This window comes from Gluconobacter sp. DsW_058, from assembly GCF_002153615.1.
GTDB classification, from domain to species: Bacteria; Pseudomonadota; Alphaproteobacteria; order Acetobacterales; family Acetobacteraceae; genus Gluconobacter; species Gluconobacter cerinus.
Genome location: NZ_JOPH01000005.1, coordinates 142700 through 161424 on the forward strand (window position 1 = coordinate 142700; position 18725 = coordinate 161424).

At 57.0% G+C, this 18725-nt stretch carries 16 protein-coding genes; 3 read left to right on the forward strand and 13 right to left on the reverse strand.

Going from position 1 to position 18725, the window contains the following annotated elements:
• Window positions 1-58: 58 nt before the first annotated feature.
• Genes HK24_RS04060 through HK24_RS04075 form a run of 4 tightly spaced genes read right to left on the reverse strand, consistent with a single transcriptional unit; the run spans window position 59 to window position 6255 of the window.
• A complete protein-coding gene (locus tag HK24_RS04060; RefSeq protein ID WP_046900735.1) occupies window positions 59-400 on the reverse strand; it encodes a hypothetical protein in 342 nt (113 codons plus the stop codon).
• A gap of 12 nt (window positions 401-412) precedes the next feature.
• Window positions 413-1867, reverse strand: a complete 1455-nt coding sequence (locus HK24_RS04065) for an efflux transporter outer membrane subunit (protein WP_086633421.1) — start codon at window positions 1865-1867, stop codon at window positions 413-415.
• The gene (locus HK24_RS04070) at window positions 1864-5040 is read right to left on the reverse strand and encodes an efflux RND transporter permease subunit (RefSeq protein WP_086633422.1); all 3177 of its coding nucleotides are present in this window, start codon (window positions 5038-5040) and stop codon (window positions 1864-1866) included. Before HK24_RS04070 ends, HK24_RS04065 begins: the two co-directional genes overlap by 4 nt.
• Window positions 5041-5046: 6 nt before the next feature.
• Window positions 5047-6255, reverse strand: a complete 1209-nt coding sequence (locus HK24_RS04075) for an efflux RND transporter periplasmic adaptor subunit (protein WP_086633423.1) — start codon at window positions 6253-6255, stop codon at window positions 5047-5049.
• Between the two features lie 115 nt (window positions 6256-6370).
• Between HK24_RS04075 and HK24_RS04080 the strand changes: the two genes are divergently transcribed.
• Entirely contained in the window at window positions 6371-7027 is a 657-nt protein-coding gene (locus tag HK24_RS04080) for a TetR/AcrR family transcriptional regulator (RefSeq protein ID WP_232309175.1), read from the forward strand.
• A 5-nt stretch (window positions 7028-7032) separates the two neighbouring features.
• On the opposite strand, the gene HK24_RS04085 is transcribed toward HK24_RS04080, so the two are convergent.
• From HK24_RS04085 to fliL, 5 genes are read right to left on the reverse strand one after another with little or no spacing between them, the layout of a single operon-like run.
• A complete protein-coding gene (locus HK24_RS04085; protein WP_086633424.1) occupies window positions 7033-9468 on the reverse strand; it encodes a lipopolysaccharide assembly protein LapB in 2436 nt (811 codons plus the stop codon).
• A complete protein-coding gene (locus tag HK24_RS04090) occupies window positions 9468-10187 on the reverse strand; it encodes a MotE family protein (protein WP_086633425.1) in 720 nt (239 codons plus the stop codon). The genes HK24_RS04085 and HK24_RS04090 overlap by 1 nt, the downstream gene beginning before the upstream one ends.
• A gap of 5 nt (window positions 10188-10192) precedes the next feature.
• Window positions 10193-10696 (reverse strand): DUF6468 domain-containing protein, encoded by a 504-nt coding sequence (locus tag HK24_RS04095; RefSeq protein WP_086633426.1) that lies wholly within the window; start codon window positions 10694-10696, stop codon window positions 10193-10195.
• Between the two features lie 18 nt (window positions 10697-10714).
• Window positions 10715-11821 (reverse strand): flagellar motor switch protein FliM, encoded by a 1107-nt coding sequence (gene fliM, locus HK24_RS04100; protein WP_086633427.1) that lies wholly within the window; start codon window positions 11819-11821, stop codon window positions 10715-10717.
• Complete coding sequence (gene fliL, locus HK24_RS04105; protein ID WP_086633428.1) at window positions 11821-12294, reverse strand: flagellar basal body-associated protein FliL; 474 nt, start codon at window positions 12292-12294, stop codon at window positions 11821-11823. The genes fliM and fliL overlap by 1 nt, the downstream gene beginning before the upstream one ends.
• Window positions 12295-12357: 63 nt before the next feature.
• Here fliL and HK24_RS04110 point away from each other — a divergent pair, with 63 nt between their 5' ends.
• Both HK24_RS04110 and HK24_RS04115 read left to right on the forward strand, forming a co-directional pair.
• Window positions 12358-13599, forward strand: a complete 1242-nt coding sequence (locus tag HK24_RS04110) for a lytic transglycosylase domain-containing protein (RefSeq protein WP_086633429.1) — start codon at window positions 12358-12360, stop codon at window positions 13597-13599.
• A gap of 169 nt (window positions 13600-13768) precedes the next feature.
• A complete protein-coding gene (locus HK24_RS04115; protein ID WP_086633430.1) occupies window positions 13769-15184 on the forward strand; it encodes an amino acid permease in 1416 nt (471 codons plus the stop codon).
• 61 nt (window positions 15185-15245) lie between these two features.
• Here the strand turns inward: HK24_RS04115 and HK24_RS04120 are convergent, their stop codons facing one another.
• The 4 genes from HK24_RS04120 to pstB are packed head-to-tail and all read right to left on the reverse strand — an operon-like array spanning window position 15246 to window position 18724.
• Entirely contained in the window at window positions 15246-16505 is a 1260-nt protein-coding gene (locus tag HK24_RS04120) for a cell wall metabolism sensor histidine kinase WalK (protein ID WP_086633431.1), read from the reverse strand.
• 3 nt (window positions 16506-16508) lie between these two features.
• Window positions 16509-17231, reverse strand: coding sequence for a response regulator (locus HK24_RS04125; protein ID WP_046900725.1), 723 nt, complete (start codon window positions 17229-17231; stop codon window positions 16509-16511).
• Window positions 17228-17947: a phosphate signaling complex protein PhoU gene (gene phoU, locus HK24_RS04130; RefSeq protein WP_086633432.1), complete on the reverse strand. Its 720-nt coding sequence runs from the start codon at window positions 17945-17947 to the stop codon at window positions 17228-17230. The genes HK24_RS04125 and phoU overlap by 4 nt, the downstream gene beginning before the upstream one ends.
• 6 nt (window positions 17948-17953) lie before the next feature.
• Entirely contained in the window at window positions 17954-18724 is a 771-nt protein-coding gene (gene pstB / locus HK24_RS04135) for a phosphate ABC transporter ATP-binding protein PstB (RefSeq protein ID WP_283092261.1), read from the reverse strand.
• Window position 18725: the final 1 nt, after the last annotated feature.

Here is an 18725-nt window from a genome sequence, read left to right on the forward strand (position 1 = left end):
AAAAGCCCCGCACCTGAAATAGGGCGCGGCTTTCTAAAACAGTCGCCGAAGAAACAGATCAGTTCGGCGTTTCATCGTCCGGGGCAAGCGGCTGAACATGCGTCACTTTGCCATACCGATCATAGTAGATCACGGCATCACCACGACGTTCGGCATAACCATCCGGCTGGCCGTCACGGGTGCGGAAAAGCAGCCGAAACGCATCCGGCTGTTCAACCACCTTGTCCCCTGGCGGGCGATACTTGAAGCGACTGAAGTCAGCATGGCTCCGGGGCAGCGAAGAGCTATGATACAGCTCATGCATGCTTGGCTTCTTGGGCCCGTCACCATCGGCATCCTGCGCGACAGCCGTGCCCGTCAGGGCTAGAACGGCCAAAGTGGTAGTCAGGATCCTGCGCATGATGCTCTCCGGTCAGTGCGTTGCGGCAGGCACTGTAGGCGAAACCGTCTTCTGGCTCCACCCACCGCCAAGCGCACGGTAAAGCGTGACAAGATTCTGGAATCGGGCAGCCTGCACCAGAATGACATTCTGCTGAGCCTGATAAAGCGTTCTCTGCTGCTCAAGCGTCGTCAGATAGCTGTCGATCCCTGCATCATATCGCATCTTTGCCAAGTCATAGGCCTTCTGTGACTGGTCAACGAGCGACTGCATATGCTGCTGCTGCGCCGTGTAGGTCTCACGTGCCGTAAGCGCGTCGGACACTTCCCGGAAAGCTGTCTGCACAGTTTTCTCATACTGCGCGGCATACTGGAGCTTCTGCCCCTTCGCCATCAGCAGATTTCCCTCACTCTGCCCCCAGGTGAAAATGGGCAAACTGATGGACGGCGAGACCGACCATGTTTCGGCACCCGGCGTAAACAGCTTGCGGAATTGAAGGGAGCTTGTCCCCTCAGACGCCGTCAGCGTGACCTTCGGGAAAAACTCTGCGCGCGCCGCACCAATACTTGCATTGGCACCAATCAGGGTGTGCTCCGCCGCGACAATATCAGGGCGTTGGGCCAGAAGATCCGACGGCAACCCTTCCGGCAGATCACTGATCATCGTCTGAGCACCAAATGGTGCTGGCGGCGGCAGATCGGCCGGCAACGGCACACCCACCAGGACCTGAAGACCATGCTCGTCATCCGCTACGGCACGCAAATACTGCGCCTCATACGCAGAAGCCTGCTCGACCTGCGTCTTGACCTGCGCAAGCGTCAGGGCATCTGTCTCGCCATTGTCGTAGGAAAGCTGCGTCAGACGCAGCGTATCCCGCTGGGACTTCAGGGTGTCGCGTGTAACGCGAAGCTGTTCCCGATCCGCAAGCCACTGAATGTAGGTCGTGCCAATCTGCGAGACTGTCGTAATCAGAACGTTCCGCGCGCCCTCTACACTGTTCAGAACCGTCTCGGCCTGCTGCTTCGTCAGGTTGCGAATACGGCCCCAGAGATCCACCTCGTAAGACGAGAAGCCGATGGACGTCTGATAAAGCCGCAGGGTCGAAACGCTCGTCCCAAGCCCTGGCGCAAAAGAGAAGCCTGCCGTGCTTGACGGCGCCATGAACATGCCCTGCCCGCCGGCCGTTATGATCGGGAACAGGGATGCGTTCTGAATTTCATATTGCCCACGAGCCACCGTAATAGCCGCGGCCTGAGCGGCTAAATCCCGGTTATTCCTGAGCCCCAACTGGACCAGAGCTTTCAGACGAGGGTCCGTGAAGAAATCTTCCCATCCCAGATTATAGGATTTGGCCACCGAAGAGACGTTCTTAGCGCCTGTATCCTGCGGGTAAGCATTCTGCACAGCCTGCGTCGGCTGATGATATCTGGGAGCCATGTTGCAGCCGGAAAGCATCAGCAGCGCGGCAAATCCAAGACGGGCCTTCATGCGCCGTGCTCCCCTTCAATGGCAGGTGTCGCCTTATTATCCAGATGGGCATAGGCGTCCTTCCGGTCCCGGATCCGGACCACACGGAACAGACGCAGCACCACCACGAAGAATACCGGCACGAAGTAAATCGCAAGCAAGGTTGCAGACAGCATGCCGCCAACCACGCAGGTGCCGATGGCCACACGTGCAGCAGAGCCTGCCCCCGTTGCGATCGCAAGCGGGAACACACCGCAGACGAACGCGATGGACGTCATGAGAATTGGCCTCAGACGTTCACGCCCGGCTTCAATCACGGACTCTTCCAGAGACTGCCCTTCTTCAAAGAAAGCCTTGGCAAATTCCACAATCAGGATCGCGTTCTTCACAGACAGGCCAACTGTCGTCAGCAGACCAACCTGGAAGTAAACGTCATTGGAAAGGCCACGGCCCAACGTTGCAGCAATCGCTCCGAGAACACCCAGTGGCAGCACCAGAAGCACGGCAAACGGAATGGCCCAGCTTTCATAGAGCGCGGCGAGACAGAACATGATCACGATAGCGGCCAGACCATATAGCGGCCCCGTTGAACCACTGGATGCAAGCTGCTCGTAGGACAGACCCGTCCACTCATACCCGATGCCACGTGGCAGCTTGGCGAGGATTTTTTCCATCTCGCTCATAGCCTGACCGGAACTGGACCCAACGGCGGGCTGCCCCTGAATCTCATAGGAGTTCATGCCGTTGTAGTCTTCGACCTTCTGGGGGCCGCTTTCCCACGTACCGGAAGCAAAGGCATTGAACGGAACCATCGTGCCCGTCGTATTGCGGACGTACCAGCGGTTCAGATCTTCCGGCGTCATACGCGCCCAGGGTTCACCCTGAATATAGACCTGCTTCACACGGTCATCACGCATGAACTGGTTGACGTAGATGGAGCCAAGAGCACCTTCCAGCGTCGTGTTGATGTCAGCGTTGGTCAGACCAAGTGCATTCGCACGTTCACGGTTGATGTCCAGCTTGAACTGCGGCGCATCTTCCATGCCGAGCGGACGAACAGCCTGAAGGAGCGGATTTTTAGCTGCTTCCATCAGCACCTGATTCCGCGCAGCCAGCAGGGCTGCGTGACCCAGATGGCCTGTGTCCTCAAGCTCCAGATCGAAACCGGTAGCGTTACCCAGCTCCATCACGGCTGGGGGGTTGACTGCGAAGATCTGCGCATCCGGATCCATCCAGAAGTGCATCATGATTTCACGAGACACGGTCATCGTCGTATGGGCAGCACCGGGGCGCTGATCCCACGGCTTCATTCGAATAAAGAACGCACCCGCAGACTGACCCTGCCCGGCAAAACTGAAGCCATTCATCGTGAAGACTGACTGAACGTAGTCCCCGTAATTTTTCAGGACGTAATCCGTGATCTTCTTGTTGACGGCAGCGGTCTGCTCCTGCGTTGCGTTATTGCGCATCGTGACCTGACCGAAGATGATTCCCTGATCTTCGTCAGGCAGGAACCCGCCAGGCACGCGATTGAACAGGAACACCACACCGGCAGTCAGCAGCAGGAAGACAACCATGCTGACAACAGGCGCGCGGATCAGCCACTTCACACCGCTCAGATAACCATTGGTCAGGCGGTCAAAATTGCGATTGAACCAGGCTGCCGGACCACGCTCATGTCCCTTATGGGTAGGCTTCAGCATGGACCCGCAGAGTGCCGGCGTCATGACCATAGCCACCAGAACAGACAACCACATGGCGGCAACAATGGTGATAGAGAACTGGCGATAAATCACACCGGTAGAACCACCGAAGGCGGCCATCGGCAGGAACACAGCCGTCAGAACCAGCACAATGCCAATCAGGGCGCCGGAAATCTCATCCATGGACTGGCGAGCAGCTTCCTTGGGAGACAGGCCCTGATCCGTCATCACACGCTCGACGTTTTCAACAACGACGATCGCATCGTCCACGAGCAGACCAACAGCCAGAACCATAGCCAGCATGGTCAGGGTGTTAATGCTGTATCCCATCACGGACAGCAGCCCGAACGTGCCCAGAAGAACAACCGGGACAGCAATCGTAGGGATCAGCGTGGCACGGAAGTTCTGAAGGAAGATCAGCATCACGAAGAACACGAGAATGATGGCGATAACCAGCGTCTCGATAACTTCCTTGATCGAGAGCGTAATGAACGGCTCCGTATCAAGCGGGTAAACCAGCTTCAGACCATGCGGGAAATAGCGCTGCAGATCTGTCATTCGACTACGGACTGCGGCTTCCGTCTGAAGCTGATTGGCGCCCGGCGCCAGCTTCAGAGCCATCGCAGATGCAGGATGACCGTTATAGACGGAACCGAGAGCGTAACTCTGTGCACCAAGTTCAACACGGGCCACGTCGCTCAGGCGAACCTGACTGCCGTCCTGCTGAACCTTGAGCAGAATTTTGTTAAATTCTTCAGGCGAACTCAGACGCGTCGGACCAATAACCGTTGCGTCAAATCCGATGCCTTTTTTAGCGGGCAAACCGCCCAACTCACCGGACGAAACCTGAATATTCTGGGCCTGAATGGCGGACTGCACATCGCCGACCGTCAGGCCGTAATTATACAGCCGGGACGGATCAAGCCAGATACGCATCGCGTATTCTGAGCCGAACAGTGTGTGATCGCCCACACCTGACACACGCGACAGCGGATCAGAGATATTGGACGCCACATAATCGGCAATGTCCTGGCCGGACATGCTTCCGTCTTCGGAAATAAAAGCCAGAACCATCATGAAGTTCTTGGTGGCCTTCGTGACACCCAGACCCTGCGCGGTCACTTCAGACGGCAGACGCGGCTGCGCCAGCTGGAGCTTGTTCTGAACCTGGACCTGAGCAATGTCAGGATTGGTCCCCTGCTCGAAGGTCAGATCGATTTCCATCTGTCCGCTCGCGTAGGACGAGGCAGACAGATATTCGAGATGATCCAGACCATACATCTGCTGCAAAATCGGACGGACAACCGTGTTATTCACGGTTTCCGCCGAAGCGCCCGGATACATGACAGAAATGGCGATCTGCGGCGGTGCGATGCTGGGATACTGGGCAATCGGCATGCGGGTGATGGCAACGCCACCAACCAGCATGATGATCAGCCCGATCACCCATGCAAAGATCGGCCGATCAATGAAAAAGCGTGAGAGCGTCATGTGCTGTTACTCAGCCTTTCCCGCGGGAACTTCCTGAGGTGCGACCTTCGCACCCGGCTGAACCTTCTGCAGACCGTTCACGATGATCTTGTCGCCAGCCTTGACGCCGCCCGTCACCAGCCAGTCTTTGCCAATCGTCCGGGTCGTCTGGATCGGGCGCTGCTGCACCTTGTTTTCGGCATCAACGGTCATCACGAAAGGATTGCCCTTCGAGTCACGCTGCACGGCCACTTGCGGCACCAGAATGCCGTTCGGGTCGATACCTTCGCGGATATGGGCATGCACAAACATTCCCGGCAGAAGCAGATGATCCGGGTTCGGGAAAACAGCTCGCATGACAAGCGTTCCCGTTGCAGGATCGACCGTGACTTCCGAAAGCTGGAGCTTGCCGCGCTGGGGATAATCTGAATTATCTTCCAGCTTCAAACCCACAGCAGCGGCATCATCGCCTTTACGCTCAACCTGCCCCGTTGCCAGTTCATGCTTGAGACGCAGCATGTCAGAGGCGGCCAGATTGACGTCCACATAGATTGGATCAAGCCGTGTCACGACTGCGATCGGCTGTGTCTGCCCTGCCGTGAGCAACGCACCCGGCGTATAAAGCGTACGGCCGATACGGCCATCAATCGGGGCGCGGACATGCGTGTAATTCAGATTGACTGCGGCGGCCTCAAGATTGGCTTTCGCCTGAGCAACCTGCGCTTCAGCTTCGCGGGCCGTTGCAAGCGTGTTGTCATAGTCCTGTGAGCTGACAGCATGCGCCTTCACCAGCGGCGCATAACGGCGAAGCTGACCAGCCGCGCGCGTGGCAACGGCCTGAGCATTCATGAGTTGCGCCTTGGCTTGGTCATAAGCGGCCTGATACGGCGCAATATAAACCTGGAACAGCTGCTGCCCTTTTTTGACGTCCGCACCCTGCTCAAAGTCACGCGAGACAATCACACCATTCACCTGCGGACGGATCTGCGCCTGTTCATAGGCATCCGTTCGGCCGGGAAGAGACGTCTCCAGCGTAACCGGCTGGGTTTGCAGCGTCATGACGCCAACAGGCTGTGGCGGCAATTGCGGAGCGGCGGCTTTTTTCTGACAGCCAGCAACCAAGAAAGGCACGGCTGCCAGCAAAGGGATCATTGTTTTGGCCTGACGGCGCATCTGACCTTTCTCCAAGACGACAGTCGCGGACGACATCCAAAATGTTTTCTGAAAAGAAGGCATGATACAGCCGCTATCCTGTGATACAGAAACCACGCAGTTTCCAGTTGTTCCGGAAACTAGCCGGTTTCTTTGATGAACGTCAATTCGGCCGGTACGAATAATCCCGGAGTTGATCTTGAACAGTCCCACTTCCGCCCTACCCGATACCCGCAAGCTGCGGTGCTGCGATCATAACGGTTCAGTGGATGACGTAGAGCGCAAGACGCGGATCCTGAATGCTGCAAGTTCAATGCTCACGACTCATGGGTATCATGCAGCGTCCATGGACAGCATTGCCGCATGCTCCGGAATGTCCAAAAAGACGCTCTACCAGTTTTTCGAGTCTAAAAAATCTCTTTTCGAGACCCTTATCATAGAGCGGCTTTTCGCTCCGCTTCCATATACCCCGGTTGAAACAGACCCTCTTCCCCAACAGCTCCAGATGATGATGACGCTCCTCGCGGAGCAACTCCTAAATGAAGAGCGCCTTGGCCTTCTGAAGTCCATCATCACGGAAACCACGCGAAATCCTGCCGTACGACAAATCGTGACAGACCTGTTTCATCTTTCCGGAAGGGCCCTCCCCGTTCAGCAGTGGCTGACCAAACAGGCCGAGGCCGGCCATCTCCATATCGAGAACGTTGAAGAAGCGGCAGATCTGCTTTTCAGTATGACCCTGGGTGGCCCGCTCCTGGCGCACCTCACGCATTGCAAGCCGCCCAAAGAAGGCGAAAACCTGGTCCAGTTCATCGCATACGGCATACAGACCTTTCTCAAGGCTCATAGCACCTAAAGGCCTTATCCACCGGCAGGCGGCTTGGCCGAGCTTTCACCAACCAGAAGCTTAAAAACCCCTGCGGACGCCGAACGCTCCATGAGAGAAGCATACTGCCTTTTTAGAGCAGATAGGGTGGTATCATCATGGGCCCTTGAGGCATCGCCAGCCAGCTCCAGAACCAACGCTTCCAGATCCGGCGACAGAGCTGAAGCCTCTTTACGCCCTGTCCAGGCTGCATCGATGACAGGTTTCAGAGCAGAGACTGCGCCAGCCCAGTCCTTCGCCTGCTCCATCAACTGCCCACGCATTTTCAATGCCTGTGTCTCTGTCCGACCTGTGAGGTAGTGCGCAGCCTTAGGCAAATCGTGTTGCTCACGCGCGACTTCAGCACGAAGCAACGATACCTCTAATGCTTCTGGCTGACCTCCCGGCAGCACAGATACATCGGCGGGGTTTTCCGACGGTAAATCATGAAGTGCAGCGCTCAGGTCTTTCGCATCAAGATCCAGACGAACCAGCTTCACCATAGTATCCTGATGTTCAGGTTCTTGCTGGTTCTGAAGAAGACCACGCAATACCGTCCGTTGAGCGTCCGGAAGGCCTAGCACCGCATATCGACGCTCCAGAGCATTCAGAAAATAAGCCTGTAATGTCGGGTCATTCGGCTCAATTGTCAGTGCTGCTTTCAACAGTTCGACCTCAGCAAGAGCACTCTTTGCTTCAATGTCTTTCTGTTCTGCGAACCCACGGGCAATAACGAGCAACCTGTCATGACCAGGAAAACCAGCTTTCCCATAGACAGCCTGCCCGTCTTGCACGCCCTGTTGAGCGGCGCGCCATTCTTTCCCTTTGATGAACGCATCAATACTCAGCAGTCGTGCCTCACGCTCCCTTCCGGCCATTCTAAAGGCAGGCATAAGACCATCCACACGTTCACCAATTGCTTTCGCGGATGATGCACCTTTTTCAAGATCGAAGCGAAGAGCAGCTTCGCTGGCAACCGGCCACACCATAGGAGAAGGATCATGAGCGAGCGTCTCAAGCTGCCCTCTTGCATCCAACGCATGTGTCTCAACTGCTGCTAAGGCACGTGCAAGAACGGTTTCCGGTACCAAGGGAAGGGATAAGAGAACGCCCCGATCTTTTGCTGTGCCATACCGCACAACCCACTCTGCAGCCGCCCGCAGCAGACGATGCCGCAAAGGTTTAGAATATCCCGATACAGAAGGTAGTCCCGCCGCAATCAACCTGGCCGTGCGGGTGCGCTGTACATCGACATCAGGTCCTTCTCCCGTAATGGGGAGCTGCCCGCGTACCATTCCTCGCCAGAACTGATCCTCCGGCGTTGCCCCTTCTTCCTCTGACAACAGAGACGGATCCGCGCGACCATTTAGCACAGCCGAAATTTGTCTCAGCCTTCGTACATCTTTGCGGGTGCTCCCTTCAGGCTGGTCTTCCAATGCTACCTGCAGAACCTGTGAAACCAATGCACCATTAGCTAGCCTTGCCGCGGCTTGCGCCAGACGGATCCGCGCATCAAAACGCTGGCCCGCCGATGCCATGGCCGCCGCAATTTGAGCGCGACGCACACTCTCTCGCAAACCTTCCGGTGGGCTGCCAGCCAACGCTACTCCGGCATCCGAAGCCCCATAAGCAGCAACTTTCCCTCCAGCAAGCAGCGGAGTATCGCTGGGGCAAACTCTATCAAGAAAAAACTGCTTTCCATTTTGCCTGAGCTCGATTGCATCGGCATCTGCGGCAATGACCAGCCCCATCAGACTAGGACGCACCTCAAAGCCAGCTCCCCGCCGGATCAAATCACCTGAGACAGAACCAGACCGTGAGAGACCGAGCAGCAGCCGCCGGCCCGAATCCGGATCCCGAAACGTGACAACAAATAGAGCTCCGTCCTCCCGAGGCGGCGTGAAGGTCAGGGCACCCTCATCTTGCCCTAACAACATAACATCTGGGGATGCAGTTGATTGACGTCCGAAAGACACCGTCCATCCATGCCCGACGGGTCTGATTAATGGACTGGATCCTTCAGGACACAGGATGCTGACAGCTGTCACATCCGCCATAATGCGAGCAGATACACCTTCGAATGGAGCAACATTCGTTAGCCCTGCGGTGTCGATGACGTGGCGACCGGCAGCAACGATCAGGAGACGTCGACCATTTTGAAATGCGGCAACGGGCGTCATTTCCCCCAGAGGCAACCATAATCCAGTGGCAGACGGGACGACGCGCTCATTCGCCGGCATGACAGGCCGGGCACTGAGATCTGTACGCCCGACCGACGCTCCAGCCTTTTCCTGACCGGATAGAAGTGGAGATGGATCGTTCAGGAATGACCATCCTGAGGGAAGAAGCGCACTTGCGGCGGGCGGCAAAGCTACTGCGTGTTGTGGGAGCAGCAGCATTGTCAGAGCGAAGAGGCAGCCCCGAGCCAACATCACCCGTTATCCCCAATATGCATACCTGGATGCGCATGAGCATTGGCAAGAAGCTGCGTAGCCAGAATGGCTCGTTGTGGAGACATGGCTTCCATGATCGCTGAAGCCTTCCGCGGGCTCATACGGTTCAAGAGGCCGACGCCAACCCGCAGATCAAGAATATTGAAAATAGCAGCCGCATCGACAGGCTTCATCGCCTCATAAATCCTGACCAGTCTTTCCGCATCCTGGTTCAGAAGCTCGTCCGAATGTCGTGCTGTCTCTTCAAACTGCGAACGGGATGTCTGGAGTGCGGTCATCCGACGTTGCAGCTCTTCTTCTGCTGCATCCACCAGTCGCTGCCGATCTTCCAACGCCGCAGCCTTGCGATCCAGTTCCTGCTGCCGTGCAGCCAGCTCTGTTTTCAGTGTTGGGTCAGGAGTTATAGCGTCCACCGTGCCTGTCGGAGACAATGCGCCCTGGCAGCCCCCTGACTTGCAAAGGTCCGAGGAGGGGGCCTTCTGTTGAGCAGGCTTCCCGTCCTCTGCATCGGCGCGTTTGCTCGCAGCCTCGCCAGCAGCAGCTTTAGGGACAACTTGCATCGCGGCCGGCTGCGCCATGGCAGACGACATCAACGATGAATCCGTTGAGGCATCGACATACCCAACCAGATCGTAAACCTTTACACCCAGCAGGATGATCATCAAACCACAGGCAATGTGCAGCAAGCGAAAGAGCATGAGCGTTACACCTGCTTCTGACGAAGGGCACGCAGCAGCTCACGCTCTGCCGCAGTCTTACCGGATGGCGTTTTCAATGTGCTGGGTGACCCCCATCGTCCTTCATCTGTCCTGAGACGGGCAGAAAAACGAGGGCCCTCCATATCCGGCGCGTCTGCCTCCCTGAGAGGCTCCGGGTTGGCGGGACGACCGATTGAAGCTGTTTTTTCCAAGACCTGAGCGACAGCTTCTGATCGTTCACAAAGCATCGTCAGTTCACGCTTGAGACTCTTTCCGCTCTCCACCGTTTTACCGAGCGACCGTCCAACCATTTCAGTTGTCTGACGCAGATGGTCGATACCAGACTGAGCCTGCTGGCTACTGCTTTGCAAACTCGCAATCAGGGCATCCAGCTCTCCCCGGTTTCGACGGATGACCGACAGCGCTCGGCCAAGATAGAGGCTGTAGAAAATCGTAATCAACAGCAGGGCTGACAGAGCAACTTCAAGTACGATCTGGAACCTGTCCATGGAGAGTGCTCCGCCTTTTCAGCTGTATGCGGAAGGGCGATCACCGGCCCCTCCGCCAATAAGATTTTCTTCAATACGAACCGCGACATGACCCTGCTTTTTGCCAACCCGCCCCCGGAAAATCGTTTTCCCGCCGCAGCGCAGTTGAACGAGAGCCGTTGGATCACGGCGCAGCACCAGCATCTCGCCGGGCGAAAGAGACATGATGTCCTGCAGATTCATGCTCTGCTCTTCCAGAACAGCGTCGAGCGTGACGTCCGTATTCCAGAGCTCTTGGGCAAGATGACTTTCCCAGATGCCGTCATGGCCAAATTTTTCGCCCATGAACTGCTGCAGCAGAATTTCCCGAACAGGCTCCAGCGTTGCATGCGGCAGAATGAGATCCACATCCCCACCGCGCCCATCCATATCGATGCCAAATCGCGCCAACACCACGCCATTTGCCGCCCGGGAGATAGTCGCAAAGCGGGAATTCAGTTCCAGCCGTTCAAAACGAAAATTCACAGCACATAAGGGGCTGAAACTCATGGAAAGGTCCGAGAGGATCACACGGATCAGAGGCTCAACCAGTGCGCGCTCGATCGCCGTATGGTGTCGGCCTTCTGCGCGCCTCCCCCCATCGCCATGAGGACGAACACGATCACGCCCTCCCAGCAATGCATCAATGATACTGTAAACAAGGGACGAGCTAAGAACGAGAATCCCGTAATTGTCCCATTCCTCCGCCTTGAAGACGGCGAACATGGACTGCCCGGAAACATTCTCCAGATAATCTCCAAACCTCTGGGAAGCCAGGCGATCCATTGAGACTTCAACGTTATCGCTGGTGAAGTTCCGTAGGCTGGTCGTGAGGATCCGGACGAGGCGGTCAAAAACCACTTCGAGCATAGGGAGCCGCTCGTAAGAGACGAACGACGTGCTCAGCAGCTTTTCCAGACCACTCCCTTCGCCGCCACCGCTCACGTGGGCGTCGCTACCGAAGAGACTATCAATCTCGTCCTGGTTCAGAATCCGGTCCGCACCGTCATCCTCTGAAAAACCAAGATCATCCATTGAAAGGGCAAAACGTGGCATCGGCGCATCGTTTGCACCACCTTCCGACGTAGCCTTCTGTGCGTCTGGCATCACTGCACCAGCACTTCCACGAAGAAGAGATCATGCACCGACAAGGGAGCAAGAATATTGGAAATCTGCGCCAACATGGTTTCCCGCAGACGATAAATTCCCGCTCCGGTTAGCTCGTCCGGGCGCATCCCATGCAGGCAGGTTTGGAAGGCATCCTGTATCTGAGGCATGAGCGGCCCGATTTTTGCCGTATCTTTGCTGTCTTCAACCTGAAGGCGCGCACTGATCCGGACATAACGCGCCCTGCCATCTCCGGTATCGAGGTTGGACACCAGCGTCGGGATGGTAATGAGTGTTAGGGATATCGGCTGGGACGCCGCTTTTACGGGACGGGACGCAGGATGTTGGAAATGCCGCCAGGCGAATACGCCGCCTCCAGCCAGCATGGCACAGAGCACTGCTGCGATCAGGATAATCCTGCGTTTTCCGCCAGCTTTCGCCGGGATCTCAAGTTCCGGAGTCTCCGTCGTCACTGCCTGTCTGCCTTCTCTTTCGGACAGACGGCATCATCTGAGCAAAAGATTAACATTGGGTTTATGACGCGTCGGAAAAGGCCCCTTGCCCTGTATGCTGGAAGCCTTTGCCTGACGGGAATCCTTCTCGCTGGATGCGCCTCCCAACCCTCGCCCTACAATCGATATTATGCAGCAAACGGCGCTTACAAAGCCCCCGGCACAGCCAGTGATCCCTGGGGGCCATACATTCAGCAGGCTGCCAGTCGCTTCTCGATTCCCGAAGCCTGGATCAGAGCGGTCATTCACCAGGAATCGGGGGGACACCAGTATCTGAATGGCCAACCCATCACGTCCAGCGCCGGAGCCATGGGCCTGATGCAGCTCATGCCGCAGACCTATGCTGAAATGCAGGGCCGGTTTGGGCTGGGTTCTGATCCGTATGAACCGCATGACAACATCATGGCGGGAACCGGATATATCAAAATACTGTCTCGCAAATACGGAGCTCCCGCATTTCTGGTGGCTTACAATGCTGGACCACAACGCCTTGAAGATTACCTCTACCAAGGGCGCGCACTCCCCAACGAGACTGTCAATTACATCGCAAGTATCACGCCGCATCTGGGCACACAGATCGCCATGACGGGTCCACTGGCAGCCTACGCGTCGTCACAGCAATTGAACGCATCTCCCATGGAAGTCGCAGAAGCGCCTGATACCAGCACCCAACTGGCCATGGCGCAGCCTTCAGGGCAGTACGGTTCAACACAACAGAGCGTCCAGAAAGCCTGGTCCAGACGGCACATTACTTCCGTACCCTCAGATACGATGCCGCCGGACCTTCCCCCTCTCGGTCCCTGTGACCCAGATGCGGCCTATGACCCGAGCATGGCCTGCACCCCGGTATCGGCCCCCAACCGTCAACTTGAAGCCCCGGCCGCCACGGTCGAACAATCGACCGTGGCCAGCACGCTTTTGCCGCCCGCGCCGGTTATTCCCACACCGCCTCGAACCTCCCATTCCTCTGCGAGCCTGACGCCCACGGCCGTGAGCTATCGCGCCCCTGGAACTTACGGAGACTGGGGTATCCAGGTCGGAGCATTCGCGAATCCCGGGCAAGCCCGGTTTGCAGCGAATATGGCTCGCCAGTCTGCATTCTCTCCGCTTCAGGCTTCGCAAATTCAGGTCCAGCCTACTCTGTCGCACGGGACACGCTTCTATAGAGCCCGTCTTGCTGGCATCAGTCGGGCTGGCGCGGCCAGTGCCTGTAGCAGCCTGACAGCCCAGGGGATGGCCTGCATGGCGGTCCCACCCGGACATTAAATGTCTCAAAAGTCTTAATTTCCGTAAGGAAACTCAATGCTCGTTGGCAATGGGCAGACTTTGCCGTATGTTCCCATGCAGATTGGACATACCTGCCACGCACGAAGTGTAGGTGACCCACGTCCAGACATTGATTCACCACGCCGATCCCGGCCCTCAGGATGCGCAGATGACGACCAGCCCTGCTCACGATCACACTCCACCATCGGAAGATGTCATCAGCGAGGAAGGGTATCACAAGGATCTTGGTCGTCGACACGTTCAGATGATCGCCATCGGTGGCGCCATCGGAACCGGACTGTTCCTTGGTGCTGGCTCCCGCCTTCAGGTTGCCGGTCCTTCCCTTGCGCTGATCTATGCCGTTTGTGGCGTTTTCTCTTTCTTGATTCTCCGTGCGCTCGGAGAACTGGTCATGTACCGCCCGACCAGCGGTAGCTTCGTGACCTATGCCCGCGAATTCCTTGGCGAAAAAGCCGCTTATGCCGCGGGCTGGCTCTCATTCCTCAACTGGGCCATGACGGGTATCGTCGATATCACCGCCGTCGCCCTTTACATGCACTACTGGGCCGTTTTCGTGGACGTCCCCCAGTGGGTTTTTGCTCTTGGCGCTCTCAGCATCGTTGGCACGATGAACATGATCGGCGTCCGCTATTTCGGTGAGATGGAGTTCTGGTTTTCGCTCATCAAGGTCGTGGCGCTTGCTGCATTCCTCATCGCCGGAACGCTTATTCTCGGCAGCCGGATGCCGGTGGCCGGGCACACCACAGGCCTTCATCTGATCACAGAAAACGGTGGCCTGTTCCCACATGGAATCATGCCAGTCTTTCTGCTGCTGCAAGGTGTCGTATTTGCCTATTCCGCCATTGAACTGATCGGCACTGCCGCTGGCGAATGCCACGATGCGCGTGAAATTCTGCCGCGTGCTGTGAACAGCGTCATCTGGCGTATCGGTCTATTCTATGTTGGCTCGGTTGTCCTGCTCGTCTGCCTGCTGCCATGGACAGCTTACCATGCTGGCGTCAGCCCGTTCGTGACGTTCTTTCAGGCACTTGGAATTCCGGGTGTTGGCACGATCATGAATATCGTTGTCCTGACTGCGGCTCTGTCCAGCCTCAACTCAGGCTTGTACTCCACGGGCCGCGTCCTGCGCGCTCTGTCCCTTGGGGGATCTGGCCCTCAGATGCTCTCCAAGATGAACAAGAGCTCCGTGCCTTACATGGGCATTCTGACAACGCTTTCTGTTTATCTGGTGGGCGTTGGCCTGAACTATCTGATCCCGTCCCGCGTGTTTGAAGTGGTTCTGAACTTCTCTGCCATCGGAATCATCAGCACATGGGGTTTCATTCTGCTGTGCCAGCTTCGCCTACGATCAGCTATTAATCGTGGCGAAATCGCTCCGACAACTTTTGCCATGCCTGGTGCCCCCTATACCAACTGGGCAACACTGGGGTTTCTGGCATTCGTTCTTCTGATGATGGCTTTCGATTATCCGGATGGCACAATCACCATTGGCGCCATTCCGCTCATTGGCCTTATCCTCGTAGGCGGATGGCTTCTTCTGGCGCGGACCCGAAAAGCCCACTGAGTTACGACTTTAAAAAAAAGCGCTCCTTATCGGGGCGCTTTTTTATGGGCTCAGGTTGAAATCAGGAGTTCTCGGCGGGCAATGCGCCAACAGGCGGAAGCCACACAAGACACGTCGTACCGCGCCCCGGGGCACTCGCAACCCTGAGTCTTCCTCCGTGGCGGTCAAGAATATGCCGAACGATAGACAAGCCGAGGCCCGTTCCCTGCTTGGCAGGCTCAACCTTGTCCACCACCCGATAAAATCGTTCTGTCAGCCGTGGGAGATGATGCGCTTCCATGCCGCGACCATTATCTTCCACTCCAAGCAGGACGCCCCCTTCTTCAGGCCAGCGGTCATCCCGTTCAGGGGCCCGTCGGGCGAACAGCGTCACAGCAAACGGCCGCCCCTCTTCACGGCCATAGCGCAAGGCGTTTTCGATCAGGTTCAGAAGCACCTGAACCATCTCATCCTCATCGGCCCGGATCGTCAGGTCATCCTCAATGGCAAGATTCAGGGAACATCCCGGCTCATCAAACCGGGGAGCCACTTCGCCAAGCACAATGGCCATCAGATCCGCGACTTCGACCAGATCACGGGGACGCTGATGTTCGTGAGCCTGCACGCGCGACAGGTAAAGCAGCCGATCAATCAGGCGTTTCAGCCGAGCAGACTGCTGGGCCATAATATCGAGAAACTGTTGCCGCGTCCCTTCATTCATGCTGCTTCCACCGGTGCGCAGGGCATCAATGAAGCCACTCAGAGAGGCCAGAGGCGTGCGAAGCTCATGACTGGCATGGGCTACGAAATCGATCCGCATCCTGTCCAGGACCTGTGCTTCACTCCGATCCGACAGCATGACAAGCACGCGTGTATGCCGGTCGTGCTGAGCAGGAATTCTCCTGAGTGACAGGTGAAGCGTACGCGGGACAGGAACGTCCAACGTAAACGTCGTCGAACACATTGAAGGCAGGTCATCTGCGCTGTCAGAGGCAACGCGCAATGCGGCCGAGAGAGCTGAACGCGCGGCAGGATGACGGAGAATGGCGCCAACACTATCGCCAAACTGTGTGAGTGCTTCTTCGTTCGCCTGAAGAACTGCCCCCAAACGGTCCAGCAGAAGAACACTGCCCGGGAAAATCTCGATAGGGAGCGCAGTCTCTGACGCTGGGACTGCGGATGGCAGGGCTGAATGTTCCGTCAGTACCGGCAGGGGTAATGCCGGTCGCCGGAAGGCCAGAAATGCACATCCCCACCCGGCAACCGCGGCTCCCACAAGAACAAGCCCTGCCCAGAAAGGCAGACCTTCATGAGAGACGGCTGCCAGGCTTTCAGCCCTCACCCGTCAAAGTCCATCCGTGACAGGGCCGTCATCCAGAGCATAGCCCGCAGCCCTGACAGTGCGCACCAGATCCGGCTCGTTCGGGCCATTGATTGCCTTGCGAAGCCGGCGGATATGCACGTCGATTGTGCGAATTTCCACATGGATATTCTGTCCCCAGATCCGCCGCAGCAGATCTTCCCGGGAGAAAACCTTGCGGGGATTCCGGATCAACAGATCCAGAAGACGATATTCCGTCGGTCCCAGCGACAGCAGACGGCCTGCCCGTTCAATCCTGTGGGTTTCAGGGTCCAAAGTAATATCCGCGAAAGACAGCACGTCGTAAGAAGACTGGTGTCGCCGCAGCAGAGCACGCAGGCGGGCATCCAGAGTGTCAACGCTACAGGGTTTGATCAGGTAGTCATCCGCGCCTGTATCCAGCCCGCGGATCGCATCCTGCTCGCCTGACCGCGCTGTCAGCAGCAGAACTGGAAGATCACGCAGGATCGGGTTACTGCGAATACGCCTGCACAGGTCAAGCCCAGACATTCCCGGGAGCATCCAGTCCAGAACAGCCGCGTCTGGACGCGCCGTTTCGAGGAACTGAAGTGCGGTCTCAGCGTCGGCCGCAGATTCGACACGATAACCCCGTTGCTCGAGGTTATATCGCATCATCAGGAGCAAAGCGGGATCGTCCTCGACAACGAGGATAAGGCCTTTTGCCCTGATTTGGGTGCTTCCGCTCACCGGTCTGGCTGTTCTGAAGTATCGGCAGTTGCTGGAGCACCGCGCGGACGAACGGCTGGCAGGTTGTCTCCGGTCACTGCGTAGAACACGCGCTCGGCGATATTGGTGGCGTGATCACCGATCCGTTCAAGGTTCTTTGCAATGAACAGAAGCTCCGTGCAGGCACGGATGTTTCGTGGATCTTCCATCATGTACGTTACGAGTTCACGGAACAACGCGGTGTAGTACTCATCGACCGCGCGGTCGGCGTGCCAGACTTCCATGGCCCGGTTGGAATCCTGCTGCGTGATCGCATCAATAGACCGGCGCAGATTGTCCTGCACCAGACGCCCCATGCTCCGCAGACCTGAGAGCGAAATCTGCCCGTCAGCGCCGCGAATGCGGAGGGACCGACGCGCGATGGACGAGGCATAATCGCCGATACGCTCCAGATCGCCGGTGATTTTCAGCGCCGCAACGATCTCACGCAGATCGCTGGCCATCGGGCTTCGCAGGGCCAGGAGGCGAATGGCGAGACTTTCAACTTCCCGCTCCAGCTCATCGACGTCCGGATCCTGACGGGCTGCGGCATCGGCAGCTTCCTCATTCCGGTCTGCGATGGCCGAAAGCGCCAACGCGACCTGATTTTCTACGATGCCACCCATCTGGGACATCATGGACCGGAGCTGACCCAGCTCCTGCTCGTAGCTTTTGACGATATGAGATCTGTCAGCCATGGCGGATTATCCAAATCTTCCGGTGATGTAGTCCTGGGTCTGCTGCTGCTTTGGATTGGTAAAGATGCGGTCTGCCGCGTCCACTTCAATCAGCCGTCCCATGTAGAAAAACGCAACCTGATCAGCACACCGTGCCGCCTGCTGCATATTGTGCGTCACGATCGCAATCGTGAACTCTTCCTTGAGCTCGTCCAGCAGTTCTTCAATACGTGCGGTAGAGATCGGATCCAACGCGGACGTCGGCTCGTCCAACAGCAGAACTTCAGGGCGGGTCGCAATGGAACGTGCGATACAAAGTCTCTGCTGCTGGCCACCCGAGAGACCCGCAGCCGGCGCATTCAGGCGATCCCGCACTTCGTTCCATAGGGCGACACGTGTCAGCACGTCTTGCACACGCACATCCATGTCAGCCTTGTTCAGGCGCTCATGGAGACGCACACCGAATGCGATATTGTCATAGATCGACATCGGGAACGGTGTCGGCTTCTGGAACACCATTCCGATCCGCGCGCGCAGGATGTTCAGATCCAGTCCGGTTTCAAGAATATTGCGGCCGTCGAAAATCACCTCTCCCGTTGCACGCTGTCCCGGATAGAGATCGTACATACGATTGAAGATCCGCAGAAGCGTGGACTTACCACACCCGCTGGGGCCGATCATCGCCGTCACTTTCCGGGCGGGAAAGTCGATGCTGATATCGTGCAGGGCATGGTTCTGCCCGTAGTAGAAGTTCAGATTGCGAACGGCGAGGGCCACTTGCGGCTTGGTCTCGTTCATT